At 67.0% G+C, this 23,517-nt stretch carries 24 protein-coding genes; 14 read left to right on the forward strand and 10 right to left on the reverse strand.

The features are described 5' to 3' along the window. Window positions 1–102: 102 nt before the first annotated feature. Both HWX03_RS25965 and HWX03_RS25970 read right to left on the reverse strand, forming a co-directional pair. Window positions 103–753: a methyltransferase domain-containing protein gene (locus HWX03_RS25965; protein WP_175873198.1), complete on the reverse strand. Its 651-nt coding sequence runs from the start codon at window positions 751–753 to the stop codon at window positions 103–105. 275 nt (window positions 754–1,028) lie between these two features. After that, window positions 1,029–1,847: an oxidoreductase gene (locus HWX03_RS25970; RefSeq protein ID WP_175873199.1), complete on the reverse strand. Its 819-nt coding sequence runs from the start codon at window positions 1,845–1,847 to the stop codon at window positions 1,029–1,031. A gap of 510 nt (window positions 1,848–2,357) precedes the next feature. Here HWX03_RS25970 and HWX03_RS25975 point away from each other — a divergent pair. Genes HWX03_RS25975 through HWX03_RS25995 form a run of 5 tightly spaced genes read left to right on the forward strand, consistent with a single transcriptional unit; the run spans window position 2,358 to window position 7,266 of the window. Beyond that, window positions 2,358–3,107 (forward strand): FkbM family methyltransferase, encoded by a 750-nt coding sequence (locus tag HWX03_RS25975; protein WP_175873200.1) that lies wholly within the window; start codon window positions 2,358–2,360, stop codon window positions 3,105–3,107. Further along, window positions 3,108–4,106: a phosphotransferase gene (locus tag HWX03_RS25980; protein ID WP_175873201.1), complete on the forward strand. Its 999-nt coding sequence runs from the start codon at window positions 3,108–3,110 to the stop codon at window positions 4,104–4,106. It abuts the gene before it with no gap. Between the two features lies 1 nt (window position 4,107). Further along, a complete protein-coding gene (locus tag HWX03_RS25985) occupies window positions 4,108–4,986 on the forward strand; it encodes a 4Fe-4S cluster-binding domain-containing protein (RefSeq protein WP_175873202.1) in 879 nt (292 codons plus the stop codon). Continuing rightward, on the forward strand, window positions 4,983–6,050 hold the full coding sequence (locus tag HWX03_RS25990; protein WP_175873203.1) for an asparagine synthase-related protein: 1,068 nt from the start codon (window positions 4,983–4,985) through the stop codon (window positions 6,048–6,050). Before HWX03_RS25985 ends, HWX03_RS25990 begins: the two co-directional genes overlap by 4 nt. Before the next feature lie 7 nt (window positions 6,051–6,057). Next, entirely contained in the window at window positions 6,058–7,266 is a 1,209-nt protein-coding gene (locus tag HWX03_RS25995) for a glycosyltransferase (RefSeq protein ID WP_175873204.1), read from the forward strand. On the opposite strand, the gene HWX03_RS26000 is transcribed toward HWX03_RS25995, so the two are convergent. Then, complete coding sequence (locus tag HWX03_RS26000) at window positions 7,223–7,912, reverse strand: CmcI family methyltransferase (protein WP_175873205.1); 690 nt, start codon at window positions 7,910–7,912, stop codon at window positions 7,223–7,225. The two genes, HWX03_RS25995 and HWX03_RS26000, sit on opposite strands and share 44 nt — an antisense overlap. 25 nt (window positions 7,913–7,937) lie before the next feature. Here HWX03_RS26000 and HWX03_RS26005 point away from each other — a divergent pair, with 25 nt between their 5' ends. Then, window positions 7,938–8,903 (forward strand): phosphotransferase, encoded by a 966-nt coding sequence (locus tag HWX03_RS26005; RefSeq protein ID WP_175819751.1) that lies wholly within the window; start codon window positions 7,938–7,940, stop codon window positions 8,901–8,903. Window positions 8,904–8,915: 12 nt separating this feature from the next. Here HWX03_RS26005 and HWX03_RS26010 read toward each other — a convergent pair whose 3' ends face one another. Together HWX03_RS26010 and HWX03_RS26015 are read right to left on the reverse strand one after the other, a co-directional pair. Further along, window positions 8,916–9,494 (reverse strand): polysaccharide deacetylase family protein, encoded by a 579-nt coding sequence (locus HWX03_RS26010; RefSeq protein WP_175873206.1) that lies wholly within the window; start codon window positions 9,492–9,494, stop codon window positions 8,916–8,918. A 16-nt stretch (window positions 9,495–9,510) separates the two neighbouring features. After that, window positions 9,511–10,065, reverse strand: a complete 555-nt coding sequence (locus HWX03_RS26015; RefSeq protein WP_175819753.1) for a hypothetical protein — start codon at window positions 10,063–10,065, stop codon at window positions 9,511–9,513. A gap of 283 nt (window positions 10,066–10,348) precedes the next feature. On the opposite strand from HWX03_RS26015, the gene HWX03_RS26020 reads away from it, so the two are divergent. Next, window positions 10,349–10,831, forward strand: coding sequence for a DUF2501 domain-containing protein (locus HWX03_RS26020; RefSeq protein WP_174387778.1), 483 nt, complete (start codon window positions 10,349–10,351; stop codon window positions 10,829–10,831). A 148-nt stretch (window positions 10,832–10,979) separates the two neighbouring features. Here HWX03_RS26020 and HWX03_RS26025 read toward each other — a convergent pair whose 3' ends face one another. After that, window positions 10,980–11,345 carry a hypothetical protein gene (locus HWX03_RS26025; protein ID WP_006488152.1) on the reverse strand — a complete coding sequence of 122 codons (366 nt, stop codon included), beginning with the start codon at window positions 11,343–11,345 and terminating at the stop codon, window positions 10,980–10,982. Between the two features lie 267 nt (window positions 11,346–11,612). Here HWX03_RS26025 and HWX03_RS26030 point away from each other — a divergent pair, with 267 nt between their 5' ends. The 3 genes from HWX03_RS26030 to HWX03_RS26040 all read left to right on the forward strand — a co-directional run bounded on the left by HWX03_RS26030 (window position 11,613) and on the right by HWX03_RS26040 (window position 15,070). After that, the gene (locus HWX03_RS26030; RefSeq protein ID WP_174431595.1) at window positions 11,613–13,049 is read left to right on the forward strand and encodes an aldehyde dehydrogenase family protein; all 1,437 of its coding nucleotides are present in this window, start codon (window positions 11,613–11,615) and stop codon (window positions 13,047–13,049) included. Window positions 13,050–13,172: 123 nt separating this feature from the next. Continuing rightward, window positions 13,173–14,363, forward strand: a complete 1,191-nt coding sequence (locus HWX03_RS26035; RefSeq protein ID WP_175873207.1) for a nitronate monooxygenase family protein — start codon at window positions 13,173–13,175, stop codon at window positions 14,361–14,363. Between the two features lie 65 nt (window positions 14,364–14,428). Next, window positions 14,429–15,070 carry an OmpW family outer membrane protein gene (locus HWX03_RS26040; protein WP_174387775.1) on the forward strand — a complete coding sequence of 214 codons (642 nt, stop codon included), beginning with the start codon at window positions 14,429–14,431 and terminating at the stop codon, window positions 15,068–15,070. 75 nt (window positions 15,071–15,145) lie between these two features. Here HWX03_RS26040 and HWX03_RS26045 read toward each other — a convergent pair whose 3' ends face one another. After that, the gene (locus HWX03_RS26045) at window positions 15,146–15,349 is read right to left on the reverse strand and encodes a DUF1289 domain-containing protein (protein ID WP_027784516.1); all 204 of its coding nucleotides are present in this window, start codon (window positions 15,347–15,349) and stop codon (window positions 15,146–15,148) included. Between the two features lie 418 nt (window positions 15,350–15,767). Here HWX03_RS26045 and HWX03_RS26050 point away from each other — a divergent pair, with 418 nt between their 5' ends. From HWX03_RS26050 to HWX03_RS26065, 4 genes are all read left to right on the forward strand, one after another. Beyond that, window positions 15,768–16,862 (forward strand): polyamine ABC transporter substrate-binding protein, encoded by a 1,095-nt coding sequence (locus tag HWX03_RS26050; RefSeq protein WP_175819758.1) that lies wholly within the window; start codon window positions 15,768–15,770, stop codon window positions 16,860–16,862. Between the two features lie 87 nt (window positions 16,863–16,949). Next, window positions 16,950–18,110, forward strand: coding sequence for a polyamine ABC transporter ATP-binding protein (gene potA, locus HWX03_RS26055; protein ID WP_175819759.1), 1,161 nt, complete (start codon window positions 16,950–16,952; stop codon window positions 18,108–18,110). Then, window positions 18,107–19,033, forward strand: a complete 927-nt coding sequence (locus tag HWX03_RS26060; protein ID WP_174387773.1) for an ABC transporter permease subunit — start codon at window positions 18,107–18,109, stop codon at window positions 19,031–19,033. Before potA ends, HWX03_RS26060 begins: the two co-directional genes overlap by 4 nt. Beyond that, window positions 19,030–19,851 (forward strand): ABC transporter permease subunit, encoded by an 822-nt coding sequence (locus HWX03_RS26065; protein WP_089500223.1) that lies wholly within the window; start codon window positions 19,030–19,032, stop codon window positions 19,849–19,851. Before HWX03_RS26060 ends, HWX03_RS26065 begins: the two co-directional genes overlap by 4 nt. A 101-nt stretch (window positions 19,852–19,952) precedes the next feature. On the opposite strand, the gene HWX03_RS26070 is transcribed toward HWX03_RS26065, so the two are convergent. From HWX03_RS26070 to HWX03_RS26080, 3 genes are read right to left on the reverse strand one after another with little or no spacing between them, the layout of a single operon-like run. Further along, entirely contained in the window at window positions 19,953–20,759 is an 807-nt protein-coding gene (locus tag HWX03_RS26070; protein WP_175873208.1) for a sulfite exporter TauE/SafE family protein, read from the reverse strand. A gap of 18 nt (window positions 20,760–20,777) precedes the next feature. Continuing rightward, a complete protein-coding gene (locus HWX03_RS26075) occupies window positions 20,778–22,445 on the reverse strand; it encodes a bifunctional protein tyrosine phosphatase family protein/NAD(P)/FAD-dependent oxidoreductase (RefSeq protein WP_175873209.1) in 1,668 nt (555 codons plus the stop codon). 34 nt (window positions 22,446–22,479) lie between these two features. Next, window positions 22,480–23,364: an MBL fold metallo-hydrolase gene (locus tag HWX03_RS26080; RefSeq protein WP_175873210.1), complete on the reverse strand. Its 885-nt coding sequence runs from the start codon at window positions 23,362–23,364 to the stop codon at window positions 22,480–22,482. Window positions 23,365–23,517 lie beyond the last annotated feature (153 nt).

A 23,517-nucleotide genomic window follows, 5' to 3' on the forward strand; every position in this document is an offset into this window, starting at 1 on the left:
CCAGTTTGCTATCCTGTTCGGCGAGCGATTTATGCAGGCGCGTGGATAACGTGCTGTTCAACCGCCTCGCCCACAAAAATGCGGACAGGTTCGCCGGACCGTTCAGTTCAACAACTTACGGCGCGTTATCCGATAGACGCCGGCCGGTGGAAGATTGAAATAGGTGGTGCTGACCCGCAAGGCTTTCAATCCGAGCCTGTCCAGCAGCCGGCGCGATACAGGGCAGCGCGCTCCGTATGTAAACTGGTAGAAGGCACCGTCGAATCGCAAATGATGAAACGCGCCGCGCAAAACGTTCGCCACCTTGCGAGGGGACATGGACAGTAGCGGCAAGCCGCTCACAACCGCGCCAGCCTTGCGCTCACTGAAGACGTCGAGTGACCTCAGAGACGCGGCGTCCTTATGAAGAAGCTTCGCCTTGGGAAACTGCTGGCGCAGTCCGGCCAGGAACTCGTCGCCACTTTCGATTAGGACGAGATCGTCCTCCGCTACGCCCCGGGCAAGCATTGCGCGTGCGAAGACGCCGGTTCCCGGGCCGAGCTCCAGCACAGGTCCGCTAGACGGAGAAATCTCCTGCGTGATGGCGAGCGCAAGATGGTTGCTCGACGGGATGATGGACGCCACCCGCAGAGGATTGGCAAGCCAGGCAAGGAAGAAATCGAAGCTGTGGGGGCGGCGGCAACCGCAACCGCCTTTGCCACCCTCCGCTTTTCCAGGGTCGATGTTTGTTTCGCTCATGACGTCTTGTGTCATCGGAGAATTTCCCCCGAGAATGTGCGGCTCCCAAGCCGATCGCTGTCATTCATTATCTGGAGAGCTCGACGCCATCCGGCGTGCCGCTTCTTTCCCACGCCCGAGCCGAATCCCGGGCCTTCCACTGGACCGGCCCGGCATTCCTTTCCGCCGTTATCGCGATATCCTGACGGGAATTCGATGGGTAGTAGTCGACAGGACTGGCTTTTACATCCGACTCCTACGCAAAGGAATTGCTCATCCGCCAGCATATTCACGGTCGTGAACAAGACGGGTTAGGCAATCGATACAATGATCCGATCAAACAGGCGATCCGGCAGAAGCCAGCGCAGGAATAGAACAGGCCTCGCCATGTAGCCCGCGGCGTATCGGGTCCGGGGCTTGGCTGCGGTTACCGCCTTGGCGATGGTTTGCGCGATGACCGAAGGGTCCGAGAGCTGCTTGCCGGCGTAGAGCTTGGCCATGCCATCGGCTGCCGTGGCCACCGCCGCAGCATACGCGCCCGACCCGGACGTCTTCCGGAGATGATCGACAGCGATAGCGCCCCATGGCGTTCGAATGCCACCCGGTTCAACGATAACGACATCGACATTGAAGGGCGCCGTCTCAATTCGCAGGGCATCCGACCAGCCCTCGAGCGCGTGCTTGGTGGCGTGATACCAAGCACCGAAGAGCGTATAGATTTTTCCACCGACCGATGTGACGTTGACGATCTTGCCGAAGCGGTTCTCTCGCATTTTCGGCAGGACCAGCTGGGTCAGGCGAGCAAGCCCGAAGATATTCACCTCGAACTGCCGCCGGGCCTCTTCGATGGTCACGTCCTCGACAGCGCCATAGGAGCCATAGCCCGCGTTGTTCACCAGAATGTCGATCCGGCCCTCTCGCTCTAGAATAGTTTCGATGCAGGTTCGAACCGATGTCTCATCCGTGACATCAAGCGGCAAGACATGAATGCCGGCAGCTTCCAGAGGCTTCATCTGTTCAACCCGACGCGCTGCGGCGTAGACGGTAAGTCCATTTTTTTTGAGAAGGCGGGCCGTGGCATCGCCGATCCCCGAGGAGGCACCGGTGACCAATGCGATTCTCGTATTCATTTTCAACTCCGTAATGGCGAGGCTTCGACGTTAGGGCTCGGCGGGAGCGTTGTCAGTAGCGAGTCGCGCCATTCTTCAATCGAAGTGCGCCAAGCATCGGGTGTGGGGCTTGCAGCGACAAAAGAAGGAGACTTCGACGAGAACGAAACGACAAGACACGACCGCGAGTTCGTGAGCGGGCTGGCGAACCGGATCATCGAAGTGAAGACGGACGGGACGTTGTTCGACTTCGGCGGGAATTATGGGGAGTTCCTGACGAGTCAGGGGCAGGAGTAAGTGTCCTGAGGTTTCGTCCGGTCGTGGGTCCGGGTCAGGCATCACCGCGCCGGGCGAACCGCCAGAAGCGCTACAGGCCTGTATCGACAGCAATGTCGATGCGGGCTTTTCATATCCGCCGCGGCAAAACCCGGCCACGCCGCGCATGCCAGTTTCCTCTGCTTAATCGACTTCAGGTAAATTACCCACCCAGCGCCACCCATCATTCCCCATTTCGCTCCGGAGCCGCCTTCGATGCAGGACCATCCTCTCCCGCTCGACCTGTCAGGCCTTGCGCCCAGCCTGTATGCGCAGGGCACCGAGGAGGGCATCCTGTCGCGCCTGATGGAGCGGATCGCGCCGACCAACCGCTTCTGCGTCGATATCGGCGCGAGCGACGGCCTGCGCAACAGCAATACCGCGCGGCTGCTGCGTGAACAGGATTGGGCCGGCGTACTGGTGGAAGGCAGCGCGTATCGGTTCGGCAAGCTTGCCGCGCACTACGCGGGTGTGGGGCGCGTCCGCCTGCATCACGATCGCGTCCAGCCCGACACGGTCGACCAACTGCTCACCGAGGCGAACGTACCGACCGACTTCGACCTGCTGTCGATCGACATCGACGGCAACGATTACTGGGTGTGGCGCGGCCTGCAGGCGTTTCAGCCGCGCATCGCCGTGATCGAATACAACCCGTACTACACGCCGCCCGAGCGCTGGGTCATGTGCTTCAATCCGGACCACGAATGGGACGGCTCGACCTATTACGGCGCGAGCCTCGAATCGCTCGTGCATCTCGGCAGGCAGAAGGGCTATGAACTCGTCTGCTGCGACGACATGGGCAACAACGCGTTCTTCGTGCGGCGCGACCTGTACCCGCTGCTCGGCATCGCGAACAACGATCCGTCGGTGTTGTTCCGGCCGGCGATGTACAAGCTGCGCTACGTCGGACACAACACGTTCCTGACCGGTCATCCGTATCGGCACGGGCCGGCCGAGCACATCTGAATGGATGCGCTCGCCGTCACCTTCGACGAGATTCGCGACGCCTACGGGCTCGATCGCGGCGGGCCGCCGACGCAGGTCAGTGAGCGGGTGTGGCATCTGCCGACTGACAGCGGCGCGGGCGTGGCGGTCAAGCTCTATGCACTCGAGCACCATGCGCGCGCGGTCAAGGAAACCGCCGTCCTCGCGCATCTGGAAAAGCATGGCGATACCCGCTTCCATGTGCAGACGCTCAAGCGCACGACGTCCGGCGCATCGCTGTGGTCGGGGCAGCATTCGCACGCGATGCTGACGCGCTGGGAAGCCGGGCAATTCAAGACCTACGATACGTTCTCGCCAGCCGAATGGGATGCGCTCGGCGCGAGTCTGGCCGCGTTGCACCTGAGCTTCGAACCACTGCATCTGCCGTCGCTCGATACGATCCGCGCGCGGCTGACCTCGATCGATGCGGATGCGGTACGCCGCAGCCTGCTGGATGCACTCGATCGAGCCGATGCGAACGCCACCGACGCCGCGAACCTGCGTCGCTACGTCGATCTCGCGCTGCGCATGCTCGACCGCTACTATCCGGGCAGCATCGATGCGTTTCCGGCCGAGGATCCGCAGCACCCGATCCACAACGACTACAACCAGTTCAACTATCTGTTCACGGGCACGCTGCCGCCGCTGATCCTCGACTGGGAAGCGTCGATCGGCGCGCCCCGTGAATACGAGCTGGTGCGATGCCTGAATCATTTGCCGCTGGAAGCGCCGCACCTCGCGGAAGCGTTCGTGCGTGCCTACGGGCGCGTGCGGCCGGTGAACCCGACGCACATCGCATGGGCGGTCGATGCCGCATGCTTGCAGCACGCGCTCAAGCTGTGGATCGTGCAAGGCTGGCTCGACGATCCGTCGCGCTTCGCGTCGCACCTGAACGGCGCGGTGACGATGGCGTCCGCGATGGTGGACGCGCGTGATCATCTGGTCGATTTCTTTTCCCGTTGCGTGGAAGCAGGAAGCTGATGTGAGTACGAACCCGAACGAGATCCCGAATCCGCCGCGGCCCGGTGAGCGGCAGCACGTGTTTCCGCCGCCGCTGGATCGCGATTATCGCGTCGAGGACGGGCGGGTCCAGACGCGTTCGCTGGAAGCGCATATCGTCGATCACTGCAATCTGACCTGCGCGGAATGCTGCTCGTTGTCGCCGCTCCTGCCGGAGTGGTACGCGAGCCCCGAATCGATCGAAGCCGATCTGCGCACGGCCGCGAAGGTGTTGCGCCCGCGCATGTTCAAGCTGGTCGGCGGCGAACCGTTGCTGCATCCGGCACTCGTCGAACTCATCGAACGCGTGCGCGGCACCGGCATCGCGCCCGTGATCTCGGTCACGACGAACGGCCTGAAGCTCGGCGAGATGCCCGACGCGTTCTGGCAAGCGGTGGATGCGCTGACGATCTCGCGCTATCCGAAGCCCGCGCTTTCCGCCGATCTGGTCGCGCATGTCGAGCATCAGGCCGCGCGTTTCGACGTGCGGCTGAACTGGAAGGTGCAGGACGTGTTCACGACGATGAACCGCGCCCAGCCCGGCACGGATCGCGACGAAGCCCGACGCCTTTATCACGATTGCTGGATCCGCGAGCGCTGCCATATGATTCGCGACGGCATGTTCTACACGTGCACGCGTCCCGCGCATTTCCATACGCTGTACAAGGGCGAGAAGGATTTCCAGGCCGACGGCCTGCCGCTGCGCGACGACGCGGGCATGCTCGACGCGATGCTCGCCTATCTGCAACGCGAGACGCCACTCGAAGCGTGCCTGCATTGCCAGGGCGGCAGCGCGCCGGTGGCGCCGCATCGCATCCTCAAACGCATTGAAGTGGACACCTTGAAGGCTCGTTATCCATGATCGTCGGCACGCGCGACCTGTTCGGTTTCGATCGTCTGCACTACCATCCGCGCAGCGGCGTGTCGGCGTCGGGCATCCGCGCCGTGTTGCGGGCGTCGGGGCAACCGGCCGGCGCGCCGGACACGGCCGCCATCGCGGGTTACCTGAGCGGCGAGCGCCCGAGTGGCCGCACCGTGCTGCGCGACGTGCTCGCGGTGCCGCCCGGTCATGCACTGATCCGGTCGCCGCACGGGCTGACGGTGGAGCCGACACACGAGCAGCCGCAGCCTGCCGACCTCGACACCGTGCTGCGCGCGTCGCTGCAACGCGCGCTCGACAGCGGCAAGCGCGTCGCGCTGGCGCTGAGCGGCGGGCTCGATTCGGCGCTGCTGCTCGCGTTGCTGCGCGAGCTCGGCGCATTGCGGCACGTGACGGCCTACATCCTCGCAACCGACATGCCCGATTACTGCGAACTCGACGCGGCGCTCGAACTCGCCACGCAGATGCAGGCGAACGTGAAGATCGTGCGCGCGGACGAGGCCGATTTCGTCGCGGCGCTGCCGAGGACGACCCATGCGGTCGAGGAGCCGATGTTCAACCTGCATCCGGTCGCGAAGCTGCTGCTGGCCGACGCGATGGCGGCGGACGGCGTCGAGGTGGCGATTACCGGTGACGGCGCGGATCAGGTATTGCGCCGCGACCGCTCGGCCAACTATCTGCCGCTGTGCCACGCATTGTTCGACGCCGCGTCGGTCGACCTGCATCCGCCGTTCGTCGATGCCGCCGTCGTCGCGCATCTGACGAGCATCGCGCCCGACCCGGACAAGCAGTGCCTGCGCGATCTCGGTGCGCGCCTGAACCTGCCGGAGCGTCTCGTGCACGGCCCCAAGCGCGGGCGGCTCGCGCCGGCGATGAATCTCGCGACGCTGCTCGATCGCGACCGCACGCATGCACTGGCCGACACGCTCGGCCTGGCCGCGCCCGCTTTGCAGGCGGATACCGAACGCGTGCTGTGGACGACGCTGACACTGATCCTCGATCATCTCGATCGCCTTCATCCCGATGCCGCGCATCGCCCAACCTGAGCCACTCATGAAACGCATCCTGTTCTGCGTGGTGCCCGAGAAGGGTCACGTCAATCCCTGCATCGGCCCCGCCCAACATCTGCGCGCGGCCGGCTGCGACGTCGCGTTCTATGCGCCGGCCGACATCAGCGAACAGCTCGACGGCGCCGGCGACTTCGCGTTCGTCGGGCCGCGCGAGACGCCCGAGCGCCGCGACCTGTCGCGCGGCGCGAGCTTCGCCGCGAACATTCGCGACGCCGACTGGCTGCGGCACTGGATCCGCACGCTGCTGATCGACCTCGCGCCCGCGCAGGTGGACGGCCTCCGCGCGGTGCTGCGCGAATGGCAGCCTGACGTGGTCGTAATCGATCCGCTGCTCTATGCCGCGGCGATTGCCGCCGAGCTGGAAGGGCTGCCGTGGGTGTCGATGTCCAATTCGCTGAATCCGGTGCTGCCGGACGATCTCGATTCGGAGCTGCTGCGCACGGTGCGATGGCTCGAACCGGAGCGCACGCGGCTGTTCGCGCGCTACGGCCTCGACGCCCGCTTTCGTGGTTGCGACGTGCTGTCGCCGCACCTGACGCTCGCGTTCACGACCGACGCGCTGGTCGGCGCGCCGCCGCCCGGTGTCGAACTGGTCGGTCCTGCCATGCCGTCGGGCCCGCGCGGCGACGAGACGGCGTTCCCGTGGGAACGCCTCGACGCGGATCGCCCGCTCGTCTACATGTCGCTCGGCAGTCAGCTTTACTACCATCCGGACCTGTTCGCGAAGGTGATCGACGCGACACGCGCGACCTCGGCGCAACTGGTGCTGTCGGTCGGCGAACTGATCGATTCGGATCTGCTGCCGGCCGGCGACGAACGCGTGATCGCGGTGCGTTACGCGCCGCAACTGGCGCTGCTGCGGCGCACGCGCGCGTTCGTCAGCCACGGCGGCGCGAATTCGGTGATGGAGTCGCTCGCGTGCGGCGTGCCGATGCTGCTGTCGCCGTTCTGCAACGACCAGTTCCATTCGGCGCACTTCGTCGAGCGGGCCGGCGCGGGTTGCGTGCTCGATCTGCAGCAGGCAGGCGTCGCGGAAATCACCGATGCGCTAGAACGTCTGTTGCGTGCCGGATCGTTGCGCGAGCAGGCGGCGCGGATTCGCGACAGCTATGCCGCGCGCGACGGCTCCGCGCAGGCCGCCCGCCTGATCAGCGCACTCGCTTCAGGAAGCCGCCTGGCGACAGCGTCATGAGCACGCGGTCCTCGATGTCGTCATCGACTTCGAACCGGTCGTCGCGGGCAAGGAATTCGCGTGTGGCCGTGGCCGGGTTGTTGCCTCGGCCGTACGGTTTGCCGTCGAACATCGACTCGGGCAGGTATTCCATGATGGTGTCCATCACGATCGCGTAGCTGCCGGGCGTCACGAACGGCGCATAGCATTCGAGTTCGCGCAGCACGTGCGCGTGCGTATGCGTGAGATCGAGGATCGCCATCACGCGTGCGTCGTCGCCGATCTGCGCGCGCACCGACGCGAGCGTGTCGGCCGCGCACGATTCGCCTTCGATCAGCACCATGCGATGGGCGAGCCGGTGCGCTTGCAGGCGCTGCCTGACCTCGTCGCGCAGGCGCGGTTCGATCGCGACGACGCGGCCCGGGTTGCCCGCCAGCTCCAGCATCGACGCGGTGAACACCACGCCGCCGCCCGCGGCGATACCGGTCTGCACGATGCAGTCGGGGCGCTCGCGCCAGATCAGTTCCTGCAGCGCGAGCATGTCGCCGGGCAGATGGAAGAAGCGCTCGCCGAGCCAGCGGGTCTGGAACAGATGGCCGAATTCGGCGGCGCGCGTCAGCCATTCGATGTTGATGTCCCGCATGCGGGCCGAAGGACGCTCTGACATGGTCAATGCAACGAGTAGGAGTGACGTGAAAACGCTGGAACCGTGGCTACACCGGTACTGGAACATCGGGCCGGCGCGCCTGCAGGCGCTGGCGTCGGGCCATACTAACAAAACGTATCTCGTCGAGTGCGAGGCGGGGCGCACGGTGCTGCGCGTGTCGTGGGCCGGCAAGCCGGTCGGGCAGATGCGGCGCGAGGCGTCGATACTCGGTCATCTCGGCGAGGCGCGCACGGCGTCGAAGCTGCCCGCGCTGCCGCGACTGCGACCGACCGTCGGCGCGCAAACCGGCGTGCAGACGCCCGACGGAAGCTGGCTGCATCTGTTCGAGCATATCGACGGCCGTCCCGGCCTGCCGGACGCCCCGCACGCGGGGGCGACCGATGCGATGCGCACGCTCGCGCATCTGCATACGGCGCTGGCCGCGATACCCGCGAGCGAAGCGGCGCCGCTGGCGTGGTTGTCCGCCCGTCATGCGCGCGTCGCGGCGCGCGCGATGCCGTCGCTGCCGGCCGACCTGCGCGACGCTTACGACACGGTGATCCGGCGGATCGGCGCGCATCTCGACGCGGCGGCCTCGTGGCTGACGGGGCCGGTGCATTGGCTGCACGGCGACTATCACGCGGGCAACCTGCTGTATGTCGGCAACGCGGTAAACGGCGTGCTGGATTTCGACGATGTGGGGCAGGGGGCGCAATGGCTCGAGGCGGCGTTTGCGTCGTTCGCGCTGTCGCGCGATGCGGGCCGGGACGATGGCTTCGTGTTCGACCGAGGGCGATGGGTGGCCGGCGTGCAGGCCTATGCGGCGACGCGGCCCGATGCGGCGCCGCAGTGGCTGCGCGACAACCACGACGCGCTGATGGCGCTGTTCTGCGCGGACCAGACGCTGATCCATCTCGAAGCCGCGCAGCGCGGCCTGTGGATGCCGGGGCCCGGCATCGGATTCCTCGGCGGCTGGCGCCGGTTGCTGGACGAGGCGGCGCCCGCCGGTTAGCTGGCCGTCGCGTCAGCGCTGCCGGTTCAGGAACAGCCGCACGGCTTCGACCGTGTTGGGCCGGGCGTCGCCGTGCCGCGATCCGTCGTGCAGGCAGAACAGCACGTCGCGATGCTGCGCCGCGCAGGCGTCGACGTGCGCGCACATCGCGTCGAACAGCGCCTGCGGCGATGGCGCCGGTCGCTGCCAGTCGTCCAGTATCGCGGTCCAGCCCGTGTGTTCGCGTTGCAGGTGCGCGAGCACGGCGGCGCGATCGTCCTGCGGCATCAATCCGTACGGAAGACGCAGCGGGATCGCGTTCGGCGCGGCAAGGCCGGCGCGGCGGTAGACGTCGCGAATCAGCGTATCGGTCGTGTGGATTTCGTCGATCAGTGCGGCGTCAGCGAGCGCGCCCGGCCTGGCATGCGAATGGGTGTGATTGCCGAGCCGATGGCCTTCGCGCACGATTCTCGTCGCGACGTCGAGCGCGCCCGCCAGGTGCTTGCCGAGCACGAAGAAGGTCGCCGCGCATGATGCATCGCGCAGCACGTCGAGCAGCGCAGGCGTCGAGGGGCCGGGGCCGTCGTCGAAACTGAGGTGAACGGATGTCATGGGTCGCCCGGGCCGCTCACTGAACCGGCTCGATGGCCAGCGGGCATGTGCCGACCGGACGCAGCCGGGCACCTGTCCATTCGTAGAAGAACCGGGCCGCTTTTGCGTTGCCGTCGTCACAATCGTCGTTGAAGCAGCCGGCGACGATCAGCAGCCTGCTGCCGGCACGGAAGTCGACGCGCTCGTCGTCGTTGCCCATCACGCCCGAGACGGCCTTCACGCCGGGCATCGTGTACGTCGCGCCCGTGTTCTTGTCGACGATCGCGAAATTTCGGCAATCCGTTCCGCAACCCCAGATCGCGACGCGGTAGTGACCGGCAAAATTGGCCGGTTGCGCGAATTCGTCGCGAATGACGGTTCGGTACAGGCGCGCTTCGTTGCTGGTGAGCCGAGGCGCGGCAGCCGGTTTGCGCGGCGCGGGGGCTGTGGCCGGTGCCGGATAGCGGTCGAACGAAGGCGATGCGCAGGCCGCGGCCGCCGTGGCTGCGGGCGCGGCACCGGCGGCACCGGCGCCGGCCATCAGCGCGGTTGATGCGCCCGCGCTCAGCAGAAGTCGATGGGCAAGCGCCACGCGAGTGTCCTTCATGTTCGAGGTGGATGTCGGGCCGCAGCGGCCGAATGGCCGGCGACGACGATTCTATGACGCTTCGCGCGGGCCGGCGACACGGAATGGCGGTCGCACGCCTGTCGAACCCGCGATGCCGCGTGAAATCGCCCGTCAAGCATTGTCAAATCGTCGCGATATCACGATGCCTGACGTTTCATGCCGGCCGCGAGGCTGTCATGCCCCGGTCGATTGCGTATCCTTGGATACGATTCGCGGTACTCACGCAGTCACAACCGGGAGGCTTTACATGAATGCACGTCTTTACCGCGCGACCGTTGCCGGCGCGCTGATCGGATTGCTCGCGCCGTTTTCGGTCGCCCATGCGCAGCTGGGCGACGTCCTGAAGCAGGTCGGCGGTGGCGGCGATTCGGGCGGCAGCGCGGGCGGGGCGCTCGGCAACCTCGGCGGCCTCGGCGGCGCGCTGACGGGCGGCGGCGGTGCGTCGCTGACGCCGGGCAGCACCGGCAACGTCGCGGGCCTGCTGCAGTTCTGCATCCAGAACAACTATCTCGGCGGCGCAACCGGCGGCGGCGCGTCGTCGGTGAAGGACGCGCTGTTGGGCAAGCTCGGCGGCAACGCGTCGTCCGACAGCGGCTATACGAGCGGCGCGAGCGGGATCCTCGACGCAGGCAACGGCAGCAAGCTCGACCTGAGCGGCGGCGGCCTGAAGGAGCAGGTGACCAAACAGGTTTGCGACAAGGTGCTGACGCAGGCCAAGTCGCTGCTGTAAACGCATCGGCACGCATCGCGCGTGCCGGCACAGGGGCGGTGCGCATGCACCGTACCCCGTCGTCATTCCGGCCGTTACGTTCGTCACGGCGAAAAGCGCGTCGCGCCAGGCGATGTCGCGACCCGCGCGCAGGCGCCGCCTGCGCGGCTCAATCGGCCAGCCGCTTGTCCGCGAGCGCCTTGCAGCAGTCTTCGTACACCCATTGCACGAGTTTGGCCCGATAGTCGAGATCGTCGGTATCGACGATTTCCTCGACCGCGTCGCGCGCCCACGACGCGTCGACGAACCCCGCATGCCGCTTCGCGATGTCCTGCGCGAGCGCCGCAAGCCTGGCGACCGACAGCCAGTCGGCCTGGCGGTGATGACGGTCGAGCCAGCGGTGCGCGGCCTGGACCTGGAACGCGGCGTCCGGCCAGGATTCGTTGAGGTAAAACGCGCCGAGGTTGCCGCAGGTGAGCCAGCAAAGCAGCTCCAGGCGGTCTTGCGAGCCGAGGGTATGGGATGCGTCGGACATGGCAGCGCTCACGAAGTGCGTCGATTCCGGGCGGCGCCGGTCGCAACGGGCCGGTGCCGATAATAAAAACATAGCACGATGCAGGCCCGGCCGCGCACCCGGGTGGATGTTGACGTGGCGGTGGCCACACAAATGCGTTGCCAGCATGTGCAACTGGCGGCGGAGCACTGGCGCGAGGGCGCGCCGGTTCTTTCGAACGGCTGTCATTCGTCACACCAGCCACCGAAACGCTCGCTAGAATGTCGGCTTCCCTGGAGGCGGAAAACGATGAAAATCTACGACCAGTTCTACATCGACGGCGCATGGCGCAAACCGGCCGGCACCGGCACGATCGACGTGATCGATTCGGGCACCGAAGCCGTGATCGGCCGGATTCCCGAGGGCGTCGCGTCCGACGCGCAGGACGCGATCCGCGCGGCGCGCGCGGCCTTCGACGCGTGGGCGGCCACGCCGGCCGCGACGCGCGCGGGCTACCTGCGCAAGATCGTCGAGCATCTGCAGGCACGCAGCGAGGAGCTCGCACAGTCGATCACCGGCGAAGTCGGCATGCCGATCAAGCTGTCGCGCGCGATCCAGGTCGGCGGACCGATCTACAACTGGAAGGCGTACGCGAAGCTCGCCGAATCGTTCGAATTCGAGGCGCAGGTCGGCAATTCGCTGGTGGTGCGCGAGCCGGTCGGCGTCGTCGCGGCGATCACGCCGTGGAACTACCCGCTCAACCAGGTCACGCTGAAGGTCGCGCCGGCGCTCGCGGCCGGCTGCACGGTGGTGCTGAAGCCGTCCGAAGTCGCGCCGCTCAACGCGTTCATGCTCGCCGAAGCAATCCACGCGGCGGGGCTGCCGGCCGGCGTGTTCAATCTCGTGTGCGGGTATGGCCCGGTCGTCGGCGAGGCGCTGGCCACCGATCCGGACGTCGACATGGTGTCGTTCACCGGCTCGACGCGCGCGGGCAAGCGCGTGGCCGAGCTGGCGGCCGCGGGCGTGAAGCGCGTCGCGCTGGAGCTGGGCGGCAAGTCGGCGTCGGTGATCCTCGACGATGCCGATTTCGCGACGGCGGTGAAGGGCACGGTCAACGCGTGCTACCTGAACGCCGGCCAGACCTGCTCGGCGCATACGCGGATGCTGGTGCCGGAAGCCCGCTACGACGAAGCGCGCGAGATCGCGAAGGCCGCGGCCGAAACCTACGTCGCGGGCGACCCGCGGCAGGACGCGACGCGTCTCGGCGCGCTGGCGTCGGCCGCGCAGCAGCAGCGCGTGCAGGCGTACATCCAGCGCGGGATCGACGAAGGCGCGGAACTCGTGACGGGCGGCACCGGGTTGCCGGAAGGGCTCGCGAAGGGCTTCTTCGTGAAGCCGACCGTGTTCGGCCGCGTCGATCCGAAATCGACGATCGCGCAGGAAGAGATCTTCGGGCCGGTGCTGTCGATCATCACGTATCGCGATGAAGACGAGGCCGTGCGGATCGCGAACGATTCGCCGTACGGGCTCGGCGGCGCGGTGTGGGCCGGTAGCGACGAACGTGCGATGCGTGTCGCGCGCCGCATCCGCACGGGGCAGGTCGACATCAACGGCGGCACGTGGAACGGCGCCGCGCCGTTCGGCGGCTTCAAGCAGTCGGGACACGGCCGCGAGAACGGCGTGTACGGGCTCGAAGAGTATCTCGAATACAAGTCGATGCAGTTGAAGCCGGCGAAGCCGGCCTGAGCGCCGCTCGCGGCCTGAATCGGAAACGGCACGTTCGCGTGCCGTTTTTTTATTGACGCCCGTCAAGGTGCGCGGCGGTGGATCGTCGATCATCGCGGTTCCGATGTTCCGACGAGGTTTCAGATGACCGTACGCACTTCCTTTCCGCCGCTGACGATTCGCGGCCGCACCTTGCTGCCCGTCGTGCAGGGCGGCATGGGCGTCGGCATCTCCGCGCACCGGCTGGCGGGCAGCGTCGCGCGCGAAGGCGCGGTCGGCACGATCGCGAGCATCGACCTGCGCCACCATCATGCGGATCTGCTCGCGCGTTGCCGCGCGCAACCCGATCGCGCGACGCTCGAAGCGGCGAACCTCGACGCGCTCGCGCGCGAGATCCGTCTCGCGAAAACGTACAGCGAAGGGCGCGGGATGATCGCGGTCAACGTGATGAAGGCGGTGAGCGCGCATGCGGACTACGTGCGGGTCGCGTGCGACGAGGGCGCGGACGCGATCGTGATGGGCGCGGGCCTGCCGCTCGATCTGCCCGACCTCACGCAAGGGTACGACATTGCGCTGATCCCGATCCTGTCGGACAGCCGCGGGATCGCGCTGGTGCTGAAGAAGTGGACGAAGAAGGGGCGCCTGCCCGATGCGATCGTGATCGAGCATCCGGCGCACGCGGGCGGGCACCTCGGCGTCATGCAGATCGACGACATGCACGACGGTCGTTTCGATTTCGCGCGCGTGCTCGACGAGACCGCGCAGGTGATGGCGTCGCTCGGCATCGCGCGCGACACGATCCCGCTGATCGTGGCCGGCGGGATCAACAGTCACGACACGGTGCGCGCGGCGTTCGCGGCCGGTGCGAACGGCGTGCAGGTCGGGACGCCGTTCGCGGTGACGGAAGAAGGCGATGCGCATCCGCATTTCAAGCGCGTGCTCGCCGATGCGACGCCCGACGACATCGTCGAATTCGTCAGCGTGACGGGGCTGCCGGCACGCGCGGTGAAGACGCCGTGGCTCGATCGCTACCTGCGCAACGAGACGCGCATTCGCAACAAGCTCGGCGCGCTGAAGCAGCGCTGCCCGACCGCGCTCGAATGCCTGAGCGTCTGCGGGCTGCGCGACGGCATCGAGAAATTCGGCCACTTCTGCATCGACACGCGGCTCGCGGCCGCGCTGCGCGGCGACGTCGCGAACGGGCTGTTCTTCCGCGGCCGCGAAGCGTTGCCGTTCGGCCGCGCGATCCGCAGCGTGCGCGATCTGCTCGACCTGCTGCTGACGGGCAGTGCGACCGAACCTGCGGCAAACCGTCCCACGTTTACGCTGGCTTGACCAATATCAAGATGACGAAAAGACCCTACAGGGAGAATGGAAACCATTCTTTGGGGGGCCGTACCATGCATAAAACGATTCGAACTTGTGTCACCGCTGCCGCCGTCGCGGCCGGCGTCGTCGCGATGCCGTCGCTGTCGCACGCGGCGTCGCCGGGCGACGGCATCAACCAGGGTGACGTACTGGTCCGGCTGCGCGCGATCAGCATCCAGCCGAACGAGCGCGCGAGCGATACGCTCGGCGCGATCAACACGGGCGTGAACAACGCGATCGTGCCCGAGCTCGACTTCACGTACATGATCCGCGACTACCTCGGCGTCGAGCTGATCCTCGGCACGTCGCGGCATCAGCTGACGTCCAGCCTCGGCAATCTCGGCGGCGTGGGCGTGCTGCCGCCGACGCTGCTGCTGCAGTATCACTTCAATCATGCGGGCAAGGTGCGCCCGTACGTCGGCGCCGGGTTGAACTACACGTACTTCTACAACAACGGGCTCAACGTCGGCGGGGAGGGCGTGTCGATCAACAAGAGCAGCTTCGGCCCCGCGCTGCAGTTCGGCGTGGACGTGCAGTTGACGAAGAAGGTGTTCATGAACGTCGACGTGAAGAAGATCTGGATGAGCACCGATGCGACGCTCGGCGACAAGGGCATCGGCACGCTGCACATCGATCCGCTGATCGTCGGCGTGGGCGTCGGGATGAAGTTCTAGACGCGACGGAACAAGAACAGAGTTGGGGTTGGCGGCATGGCGGTCGGCATGCCGCTCTTTTTTTGCGCGGCGGATTTACAGCTTGTCGTACTGGAAGCGCATCGCGGTGCCTTCGCGCGTGATGCGCTCCCACACCGCGCGCTTTTCGTCGTCGCTCAGGAACACCCAGTTCGACACTTCGCCGGCCGTGCGGCCGCAGCCCTTGCAGACTTCGTCGAAGAGCGTCGAGCACACGCCGATGCAGGGGCTGTCGGGGAGGTCGTGAAGATTGGAGGCCATCGAAAGGGTTCGCGCAGTTGAATCGTCAGCCGCCATTTTAATGCATCGCGGCGGCCCGGCCGGATGCGGGCGCCGGCATGCTGTCCCGGCGCGGGAGCGGGACAGTCCAGCCGGCGTCGGACGCGGGCGCCGAGCGGGCGCACCCGGCATGCGAACGCCGATTCGTCGCGGTCCGTTTTTCCCGGTGGACAGCCGCCGATTACCCGATAGAATTCCTCCGGAACGCCCCGCCGCGCGGGCGGCCCCACAGGCCGGCGGCGGGAATCTGTTCCGTTTGCGCGACACCGGCATGATTTTTTTGTGACGGGGCGCGAATGATGGTAGTTTTCGGGGTTTTCGAGGGGCGGCGCGCCATAATGCGCCGCCATGACGAGGCAGACGGCAGCCGGGCAACGCGTCCGGCCGGAGGGAGAACGGGATGAAAGCAAAGGTAGTGGGCCGGTTCGCAGCGCTCGCGCTGTGCGTGGGTGCATCGGCGGCAGCGGCGAAGGATACGCAGCTCAATGTCTATAACTGGTCGGACTACATTGCGAAGGACACGATCCCGAACTTCGAGAAGCAGGCAGGCGTCAAGGTCCGCTACGACAACTACGACAGCGACGACACGCTGCAGGCGAAGCTGCTGACGGGCAGCTCGGGCTACGACATCGTCGTGCCGACCAGCAACTACGCGGGCAAGCAGATCGCCGCCGGCATCTTCGCGCCGCTCGACAAGTCGAAGCTGCCGAACCTCAAGTACCTCGATCCGCAACTGATGGCGCTCGTCGCCGGCGCGGACCCGGGCAACAAGTACTCGGTGCCCTGGGCGTACGGCACGACCGGTCTCGCGTACAACCTGACGAAGGCGCAGCAGGCGCTCGGCAAGGTGCCGCTCGACAACTGGGACATCCTGTTCAAGCCGGAAAACCTGTCGAAGCTGAAGACCTGCGGCGTGTCGGTGCTCGACGCGCCGGACCAGATGTTCGCGGCGGCGCTGCACTACATCGGCAAGGATCCGATGAGCACGAACCCGGCCGACTACAAGGCCGCAATGGAAGTGCTGAAGAAGATCCGCCCGTACATCACGCAGTTCAACTCGTCGGGCTACATCAACGACCTGGTCGGCGGCGACATCTGCTTCGCGTACGGCTGGTCGGGCGACGTCGTGATCGCGAAGCATCGCGCGATCGAGGCGAAGAAGCCGTACAAGGTCGAGTACTACATTCCGAAGGGCGGCGCGCCTGTGTGGTTCGACGTGATGGCGATCCCGAAGGATGCGAAGAACAAGGAGGCCGCGCTGCAGTGGATCAACTACATCGAGGATCCGAAGGTGCACGCGGCGATCACCAATGCGGTGTACTACCCGAGCGCCAACGCCGAGGCTCGCAAGTACGTGCGCCCCGACGTCGCGAACGACCCGGCCGTCTACCCGCCGGCCGACGTCGTGAAGACGCTGTTCCTGCTCAAGCCGCTGCCGCCTGAAATCCAGCGTCTGCAGACGCGTCTGTGGACCGAGCTGAAGTCGGGCCGCTGACGCGAGCCGGAGTGAACCCGCAGTCCATGAAGCCCCTGGTGTCCCCGGGGGCTTTGTTCGTCTAACGCAGGAGAGAAGCAGCACATCATGAATAGCCAGTCGGGCGCGCCGGTCGCAGGCGCGCCGTTCTCAGTTTCCTCCTCCGGCGCCGATGCGCGCGCCGAGAACTTTGTCCAGATCGTCGACGTCGTCAAGAAATTCGGCGACACCGAAGCCGTGCGCAGCGTCAACCTGACCGTGCGCCAAGGCGAGCTGTTCGCGCTGCTCGGCAGCTCGGGCTGCGGCAAGTCGACGTTGCTGCGGATGCTCGCGGGTCTCGAGACGGTCACGTCGGGCAAGATCCTGATCGACGGCGAGGACCTCGCGCAGATGCCGCCGTACAAGCGGCCCGTGAACATGATGTTCCAGTCGTATGCGCTGTTCCCGCACATGTCGGTCGAGTCGAACGTCGCGTTCGGGCTGAAGCAGGAAGGCACGCCGAAGGCCGAGCTGAAGGCGCGCGTCGCGTCCGCGCTCGAACTCGTGCAGATGGGCAAATATGCGAAGCGCAAGCCGCACCAGCTGTCCGGCGGCCAGCAGCAGCGTGTTGCCTTGGCCCGCTCGCTGGTCAAGCGCCCGAAGCTGCTGCTGCTCGACGAGCCGATGTCCGCGCTCGACAAGCAGATCCGCCAGCGTACGCAGATCGAGCTCGTCAACATCCTGAACAAGGTCGGCGTCACCTGCATCATGGTCACGCACGACCAGGAAGAGGCGATGACGATGGCGAACCGCATCGCGGTGATGAGCGAAGGCCAGATCGTGCAGATCGGCTCGCCGAACGAAGTGTACGAATACCCGAACAGCCGCTTCTCGGCCGAATTCATCGGCTCGACGAACCTGTTCGACGGCGTGACGGTCGAGGACGAACCCGATCACGTGTACATCGAATCGCCGGAACTGCCGAGCCGGCTGTACGTGAGCCACGGGATCTCGGGCCCGCTCGGGATGCCGGTCACGGTGTCGGTGCGCCCCGAGCGGATCGCGCTCACGCGCAAGCCGCCCGAAGGCGCATTCAACTGGGCGCGCGGCCGGATCAGCAACGTCGCGTACATGGGCGGCTATTCGCTGTATCACGTGAAGCTCGATGGGGGCAAGACGGTGATCGCGAACGTGTCGAGCCTCGCGATTTCCGAACTCGACACGCCGTCGCTCGGCGACGAGATCTACGTGCGCTGGAGCGCGACCGCCGGCGTGGTGCTGACGTCATGAACGCGTTCAAGTCCCTGCTCGAGTGGCCGGTGCGGCGCTTCAACCTGACGGGCGCCTCGGCGGTCGTCGCCGGGCCGTTCACGTGGCTCGTGCTGTTCTTCCTCGTGCCGTTCGTGCTCGTCGTGAAGATCAGCTTCGCGGAGCTGCAGCTCGGCATCCCGCCGTATACGGAACTCGCGTCGTACGCGGACGGCGTCGTGCACGTCGCGCTGAACCTGTCGCACTACGCGTTCCTGTTCACGGACAGCCTGTATTTCGCGACCTACGTGAACTCGGTGTGGGTCGCCGCGATCACGACGCTGCTGTGCCTGCTGCTCGGCTATCCGATGGCGTACTACATCGCGCGCTCGAACCCGGCTACCCGCAACCTGCTGATGATGGGCGTGATGCTGCCGTTCTGGACGTCGTTCCTGATCCGCGTGTACGCATGGATCGGGATCCTGAAGAATAACGGGCTCCTGAACAACTTCCTGATGTGGATCGGGCTCACCCATACGCCGATCGAGCTGTACCGCACGAACTACGCGGTGTACATCGGGATGGTGTATTCGTACCTGCCGTTCCTCGTGATGCCGCTCTACGCGCACCTCGTGAAGATGGACCTGCGCCTGCTCGAAGCCGCTTACGACCTCGGTGCGAAGCCGTGGAAGGCGTTCGTGCAGATCACGCTGCCGCTGTCGAAGAACGGGATCATCGCGGGCTGCCTGCTGGTGTTCATCCCGGCAGTCGGCGAGTACGTAATTCCGGAGCTGCTCGGCGGCGCGAACACGCTGATGATCGGCCGCGTGATGTGGAATGAGTTCTTCAACAACGCGGACTGGCCGATGGCGTCTGCCGTGACCTGCGCGATGGTGCTGCTGCTGCTCGTGCCGATGGCGATGTTCCAGCACTTCCAGGCGAAGGAGCAGGGAGGCCGCCGATGAAACCGAATCGCTACCTGCAGTTCGCGGCGCTGTTCGTCGGCTTCGCGTTCCTGTACATCCCGATCATCAGCTTGATCGTCTATTCGTTCAACGAGTCGAAGCTCGTCACCGTGTGGTCGGGTTTCTCGTTCCGCTGGTATGAGGCGCTCGTCGAGGACGACGAGCTGCTGACGGCCGCGTGGCTGTCGCTGAAGATCGGCGTGCTGACCGCGTTCGCGTCGGTGTTCATCGGCACGTGGGCCGGCTTCGTGCTCGCGCGGATGGGCCGCTTTCGCGGCTTCGCGCTGTTCAGCGGGATGATCAACGCGCCGCTCGTGATTCCCGAGGTGATCCAGGGGATCTCGCTGCTGCTGCTGTTCATCGAGCTCGCGAAGTGGATCGGCTGGCCGGCCGAGCGCGGTGTGTTCACGATCTGGCTCGGCCACGTGATGCTGTGCATCTCGTACGTCGCGATCATCGTGCAGTCGCGCGTGCGCGAGCTGAACCCGTCGCTGGAGGAAGCCGCGCTCGATCTCGGCGCGACGCCGCTGAAGGTGTTCTTCACGATCACGCTGCCGCTGATCTCGCAGGCGCTGATCGCGGGCTGGCTGCTGTCGTTCACGCTGTCGATCGACGACCTCGTGCTGTCGGCGTTCCTGTCGGGCCCCGGCTCGACGACGCTGCCGCTCGTCGTGTTCTCGCGCGTGCGCCTCGGCCTGAACCCGGAGATGAACGCGCTCGCGACGCTGTTCATCATCGCGGTGACGGCCGGCGTCGTGATCGCGAACTTCGTGATGCTGCGTCAGGAACGCAAGCGGCTGGCGGGGTTCGCGGCCTGACACGCCGGTTGCGGCCGTCATGAAAAACGCCCGGTGCCGACGACGAGTCGGGCCGGGCGTTTTGTTTGGCGGCGCGTGACGCTGCCAGCCGTCGCCGGCGTTCATGCGCCGAACGCGGCCTTGGCCAGCAGCCCGAGCGCGACGCACACGAGCACGGCCGCAAAACCGGCCTGCACGTGCCGCGCGGCGAGGTGGCGCGACGCGCCGCGGCCGGCGGCCATGCCGAGCGCGGTCGCGACGGTGAACCATAGCGTCACGTCGAGCGGCGCGCGCGTGCCCGACACGAGCGTCGCGAGCACGCCGCCGGTGCCGACCAGCGCGATCACCATCAGCGACGTCGCGACTACGCCATGCATCGATACGTTCGTGAACTTGCGCAGCATCGGCACGATCACGAAGCCGCCGCCGACGCCGAGCAACCCCGTCATCAAGCCCGTGACCGCGCCGGTCGACGCCAGCGCGACGCCGACCGGCCAGGACCACACGAGCCGGCCGGTATCGGGATTGATGCGGCCGACGCACAGCGGCGACGCGTCCGCATCGACGGCCGCCTGTCGCAGCGCCTGTCGCAGCAGGCGGCCGGCGACGACCAGCATCGTCAGCGCGAACAGCGTGAGCAGCAGGCGCTGCGGCAGCACGTGCGCGAGCCGCACGCCAAGCGTGGTCAGCGGCACGCCGGCCACGGCCATCAGCAGCGCCGCGCGATAGCGCACGAGCCCGCGGCGAAAGCCTTCGAGCGCGCCGAGCGCGGCGCTGCCCGCCACCGCGACGAGCGCGACGGGCGTGGCCTGCTGCATCGGCCAGCTCATCCCGACGACGAGCGCGGGCACCGCGAGAATGCCGCCGCCGGCGCCGGTCAAACCGAGCACGGCGCCGACGAAGCCGCCGAGTACGAAGGAAATCAGCATGGCGTCATCGCGCTCCGGTCAACGTGCGATCGCGGGCTTCGCGAGCCATTCGCGGCCCTTGAGCATCGCCTTCCAGTAGAGCGGCGGCAGCACGCGCTCCTTGAGCAGCCACGCGAGCCGCGACGGGCGCTTGCCGTCAATCAGCCAGGCGGGGAAGGTCGGCGCGACCTTGCCGCCGTACAGGAATTCGGCGAGCACGATCTTGCCGCGCTCGACGGTGAGCGGGCACGAGCCGTAGCCGTCATACGCGGCGTCGCCGTGCGCGCGGCCCAGCGACGCGAGCAGGTTGTGCGCGACGACAGGCGCCTGCTTGCGGGCGGCCGCGGCCGTTTTCGCATTGGTCGTGTTGGTGACGTCGCCGAGCGCGTAGATGTCGGGAAACTGCTTATGCCGCAGCGTCGCCGGATCGACGTCGATCCAGCCGGCCGCGTCGGCGAGCGGGCTCGCGCGCACGAAGTCGGGCGCCTTCTGCGGCGGCACGACGTGGATCATGTCGAACGAGCGCTCGACGGTTTCCTTGCCGCCGTCCGGCAGCGCGCGCGAGAACGTCGCCCGGCGCGCGGGCCCGTCGATCGCGACGAGGTTGTGGCCGAACGACAGCGCGATGTCGTAGCTTTTCACGTACTCCATCAGCGCGGGCACGTAATCGGCGACGCCGAACAGCGCGCCGCCCGCATTCAGGAATTCGACGTTCGCGGCGTCGAGGCGCCCGGTGCGCCGCCAGTGATCGCACGACAGGTACATCGCCTTTTGCGGCGCGCCCGCGCACTTGATCGGCATCGGCGGCTGCGTGAACAGCGCATTGCCGCCGCGGAACGCGCGCACGAGCTCCCACGTGTACGGCGCGAGATCATAGCGGTAGTTCGACGTGACGCCGTGGCGGCCAAGCGTGTCGGCGAGGCCGTCGATCGCGTGCCAGTCGAGCTTGAGCCCCGGGCACACGACGAGCTTGCGATAACCGATGCGCCGGCAGCCGTCGAGCACGACCGCGTGCGCGTCGGGCTCGAAGCCCGCGACCGCGGCGCGGATCCGCTGCACGCCGCGCGGCAGCACGTCGGCCATCGGCCGCGCGGTGGTGCCGGGCTGGAACACGCCCGCGCCGACCATCGTCCAGCCGGGCTGGTAATAGTGGACGTCGGCCGGATCGATCACCGCGATGTCGAGCGATGCGTCGCGCGCGAGCAGGCTCGACGCGACCGCGATGCCGGCCGCACCGGCGCCGACGATCACGATGTCGTGCCGCGCGTCCACGGCCGGAGCGGCATGGGCGCTGCCTTGCGCGAGACGCGGGGCGAGCGCGCCGAGGTCGTAGCCGGCCGCGGCGGCGATCGCGATGAGGTCGCCCGCCGGACGCCGGCCCGCCTGCGACAGCGCCCACAGCGTGGCCGAACGCGTGCCGCTGCGACAGTATGCGAGCACGGGCCCGTCGAGCGACGCGATCAGCGCGCCGAATTGCGCGGCCTGGTCGTCGGTCACCTTGCCGGTATCGACCGGCAGGTAATGCACGTCGATGCCGAGCGGCGCGGCGGCCGCGCGGATCTCGGTGACGGTCGGCTGGTCGGCGCCTTCGCCGTCGGGCCGGTTGCAGATGATCGCGCGGATGCCCGCCGCGTGAAGCGCGGGCAGGTCGGCCGCCGCGATCTGCGGCGAGACCGACAGCGTGTCGGTCAGCGTGCGGATGGTCATGTCGGGGTTCTCCGGTGGGGGCGGGGCGTGCGGCTCAGATCGCGTCGAGCGGGATCTTCAGGTAGCGCACGCCGTTGTTCTCGGGTTCGGGCAGGTGGCCGGCGCGCATGTTGACCTGCACGGACGGCAGCATCAGCACGGGCATGTCGAGCGTCGCGTCGCGCGCGGTGCGCATCGCGACGAAATCGTCCTCGGTCACGCCGTCCTTCACGTGCACGTTCGCGCGGCGCTGCTCGGCGACGGTCGTCACGAATTGCACGTCGCGGCCGCCCGGCTGGTAGTCGTGGCACAGGTACAGGCGCGTGTCGGGCGGCAGCGCGAGCACGCGCGCGATCGAGCGGTACAGCGTGCGCGCGTCGCCGCCGGGGAAGTCGCAGCGGGCCGTGCCGTAGTCGGGCATGAACAGCGTGTCGCCGACGAACGCGGCGCGCTGCGTCGCGTCGTCCACGCAGTAGGTCATGCACGCGGGCGTGTGGCCCGGCGTGTGCAGCGCGCGGATCGTCAGTGCGCCGAGCGCGAGCGTGTCGCCGTCGTCGACGAGCCGGTCGAACTGGCGGCCGTCTTCCGCGAAGCCGGGGCCCGCGTTGAACAGCGTGCCGAATACGTGCTGCACGCGGCGCACGTGCGAACCGATCGCGATCCGGCCGCCGACCCGCGCTTTCAGGTACGGCGCGGCCGACAGGTGGTCGGCGTGCACGTGCGTCTCCAGCAGCCAGTGCACGGTCGCGCCGAGTTCGGCGACACGCGCGATCAGCCGGTCGGCGCTGGCGGTGTGCGTGCGGCCGGACTTCGGGTCGTAGTCGAGCACGCTGTCGATCAGCGCGCATGCGCGGCTCGCCGTATCGAGCAGGAGATAGCTGACGGTGTGGGTCGCCGGGTCGAAAAAGCCTTCGACCGACAGGGCGGGGGCGTTGCTCACGGGGTGTCCTCGATCGGGTTCTGCATCTGCAATTCGCGATCTTTGTCTCAAGAAGCGTGCCAGCGTGCGGCGCGGTGCCGGCCGATGTGGCAGGGGCTTGATTCGGCTCGGGTTTTCGGTGCGTCGGCAGCCCTGTGAGGGCGACAGCGGCAT

The sequence above is a fragment of the Burkholderia sp. BCC0397 genome (assembly GCF_902832865.1).
Taxonomy (GTDB): Bacteria; Pseudomonadota; Gammaproteobacteria; order Burkholderiales; family Burkholderiaceae; genus Burkholderia.

Bases quoted from the DNA above. Each gene is read 5' to 3' on its own strand.
- HWX03_RS25965 (WP_175873198.1), bottom strand. From the start codon at position 753: ATGACACAAGACGTCATGAGCGAAACAAACATCGACCCTGGAAAAGCG.
- HWX03_RS25970 (WP_175873199.1), bottom strand. From the start codon at position 1,847: ATGAATACGAGAATCGCATTGGTCACCGGTGCCTCCTCGGGGATCGGC.
- HWX03_RS25975 (WP_175873200.1), top strand. From the start codon at position 2,358: ATGCAGGACCATCCTCTCCCGCTCGACCTGTCAGGCCTTGCGCCCAGC.
- HWX03_RS25980 (WP_175873201.1), top strand. From the start codon at position 3,108: ATGGATGCGCTCGCCGTCACCTTCGACGAGATTCGCGACGCCTACGGG.
- HWX03_RS25990 (WP_175873203.1), top strand. From the start codon at position 4,983: ATGATCGTCGGCACGCGCGACCTGTTCGGTTTCGATCGTCTGCACTAC.
- HWX03_RS25995 (WP_175873204.1), top strand. From the start codon at position 6,058: ATGAAACGCATCCTGTTCTGCGTGGTGCCCGAGAAGGGTCACGTCAAT.
- HWX03_RS26000 (WP_175873205.1), bottom strand. From the start codon at position 7,912: ATGTCAGAGCGTCCTTCGGCCCGCATGCGGGACATCAACATCGAATGG.
- HWX03_RS26010 (WP_175873206.1), bottom strand. From the start codon at position 9,494: ATGACATCCGTTCACCTCAGTTTCGACGACGGCCCCGGCCCCTCGACG.
- HWX03_RS26020 (WP_174387778.1), top strand. From the start codon at position 10,349: ATGAATGCACGTCTTTACCGCGCGACCGTTGCCGGCGCGCTGATCGGA.
- HWX03_RS26025 (WP_006488152.1), bottom strand. From the start codon at position 11,345: ATGTCCGACGCATCCCATACCCTCGGCTCGCAAGACCGCCTGGAGCTG.
- HWX03_RS26030 (WP_174431595.1), top strand. From the start codon at position 11,613: ATGAAAATCTACGACCAGTTCTACATCGACGGCGCATGGCGCAAACCG.
- HWX03_RS26035 (WP_175873207.1), top strand. From the start codon at position 13,173: ATGACCGTACGCACTTCCTTTCCGCCGCTGACGATTCGCGGCCGCACC.
- HWX03_RS26040 (WP_174387775.1), top strand. From the start codon at position 14,429: ATGCATAAAACGATTCGAACTTGTGTCACCGCTGCCGCCGTCGCGGCC.
- HWX03_RS26045 (WP_027784516.1), bottom strand. From the start codon at position 15,349: ATGGCCTCCAATCTTCACGACCTCCCCGACAGCCCCTGCATCGGCGTG.
- HWX03_RS26050 (WP_175819758.1), top strand. From the start codon at position 15,768: ATGAAAGCAAAGGTAGTGGGCCGGTTCGCAGCGCTCGCGCTGTGCGTG.
- potA (WP_175819759.1), top strand. From the start codon at position 16,950: ATGAATAGCCAGTCGGGCGCGCCGGTCGCAGGCGCGCCGTTCTCAGTT.
- HWX03_RS26060 (WP_174387773.1), top strand. From the start codon at position 18,107: ATGAACGCGTTCAAGTCCCTGCTCGAGTGGCCGGTGCGGCGCTTCAAC.
- HWX03_RS26065 (WP_089500223.1), top strand. From the start codon at position 19,030: ATGAAACCGAATCGCTACCTGCAGTTCGCGGCGCTGTTCGTCGGCTTC.
- HWX03_RS26070 (WP_175873208.1), bottom strand. From the start codon at position 20,759: ATGCTGATTTCCTTCGTACTCGGCGGCTTCGTCGGCGCCGTGCTCGGT.
- HWX03_RS26075 (WP_175873209.1), bottom strand. From the start codon at position 22,445: ATGACCATCCGCACGCTGACCGACACGCTGTCGGTCTCGCCGCAGATC.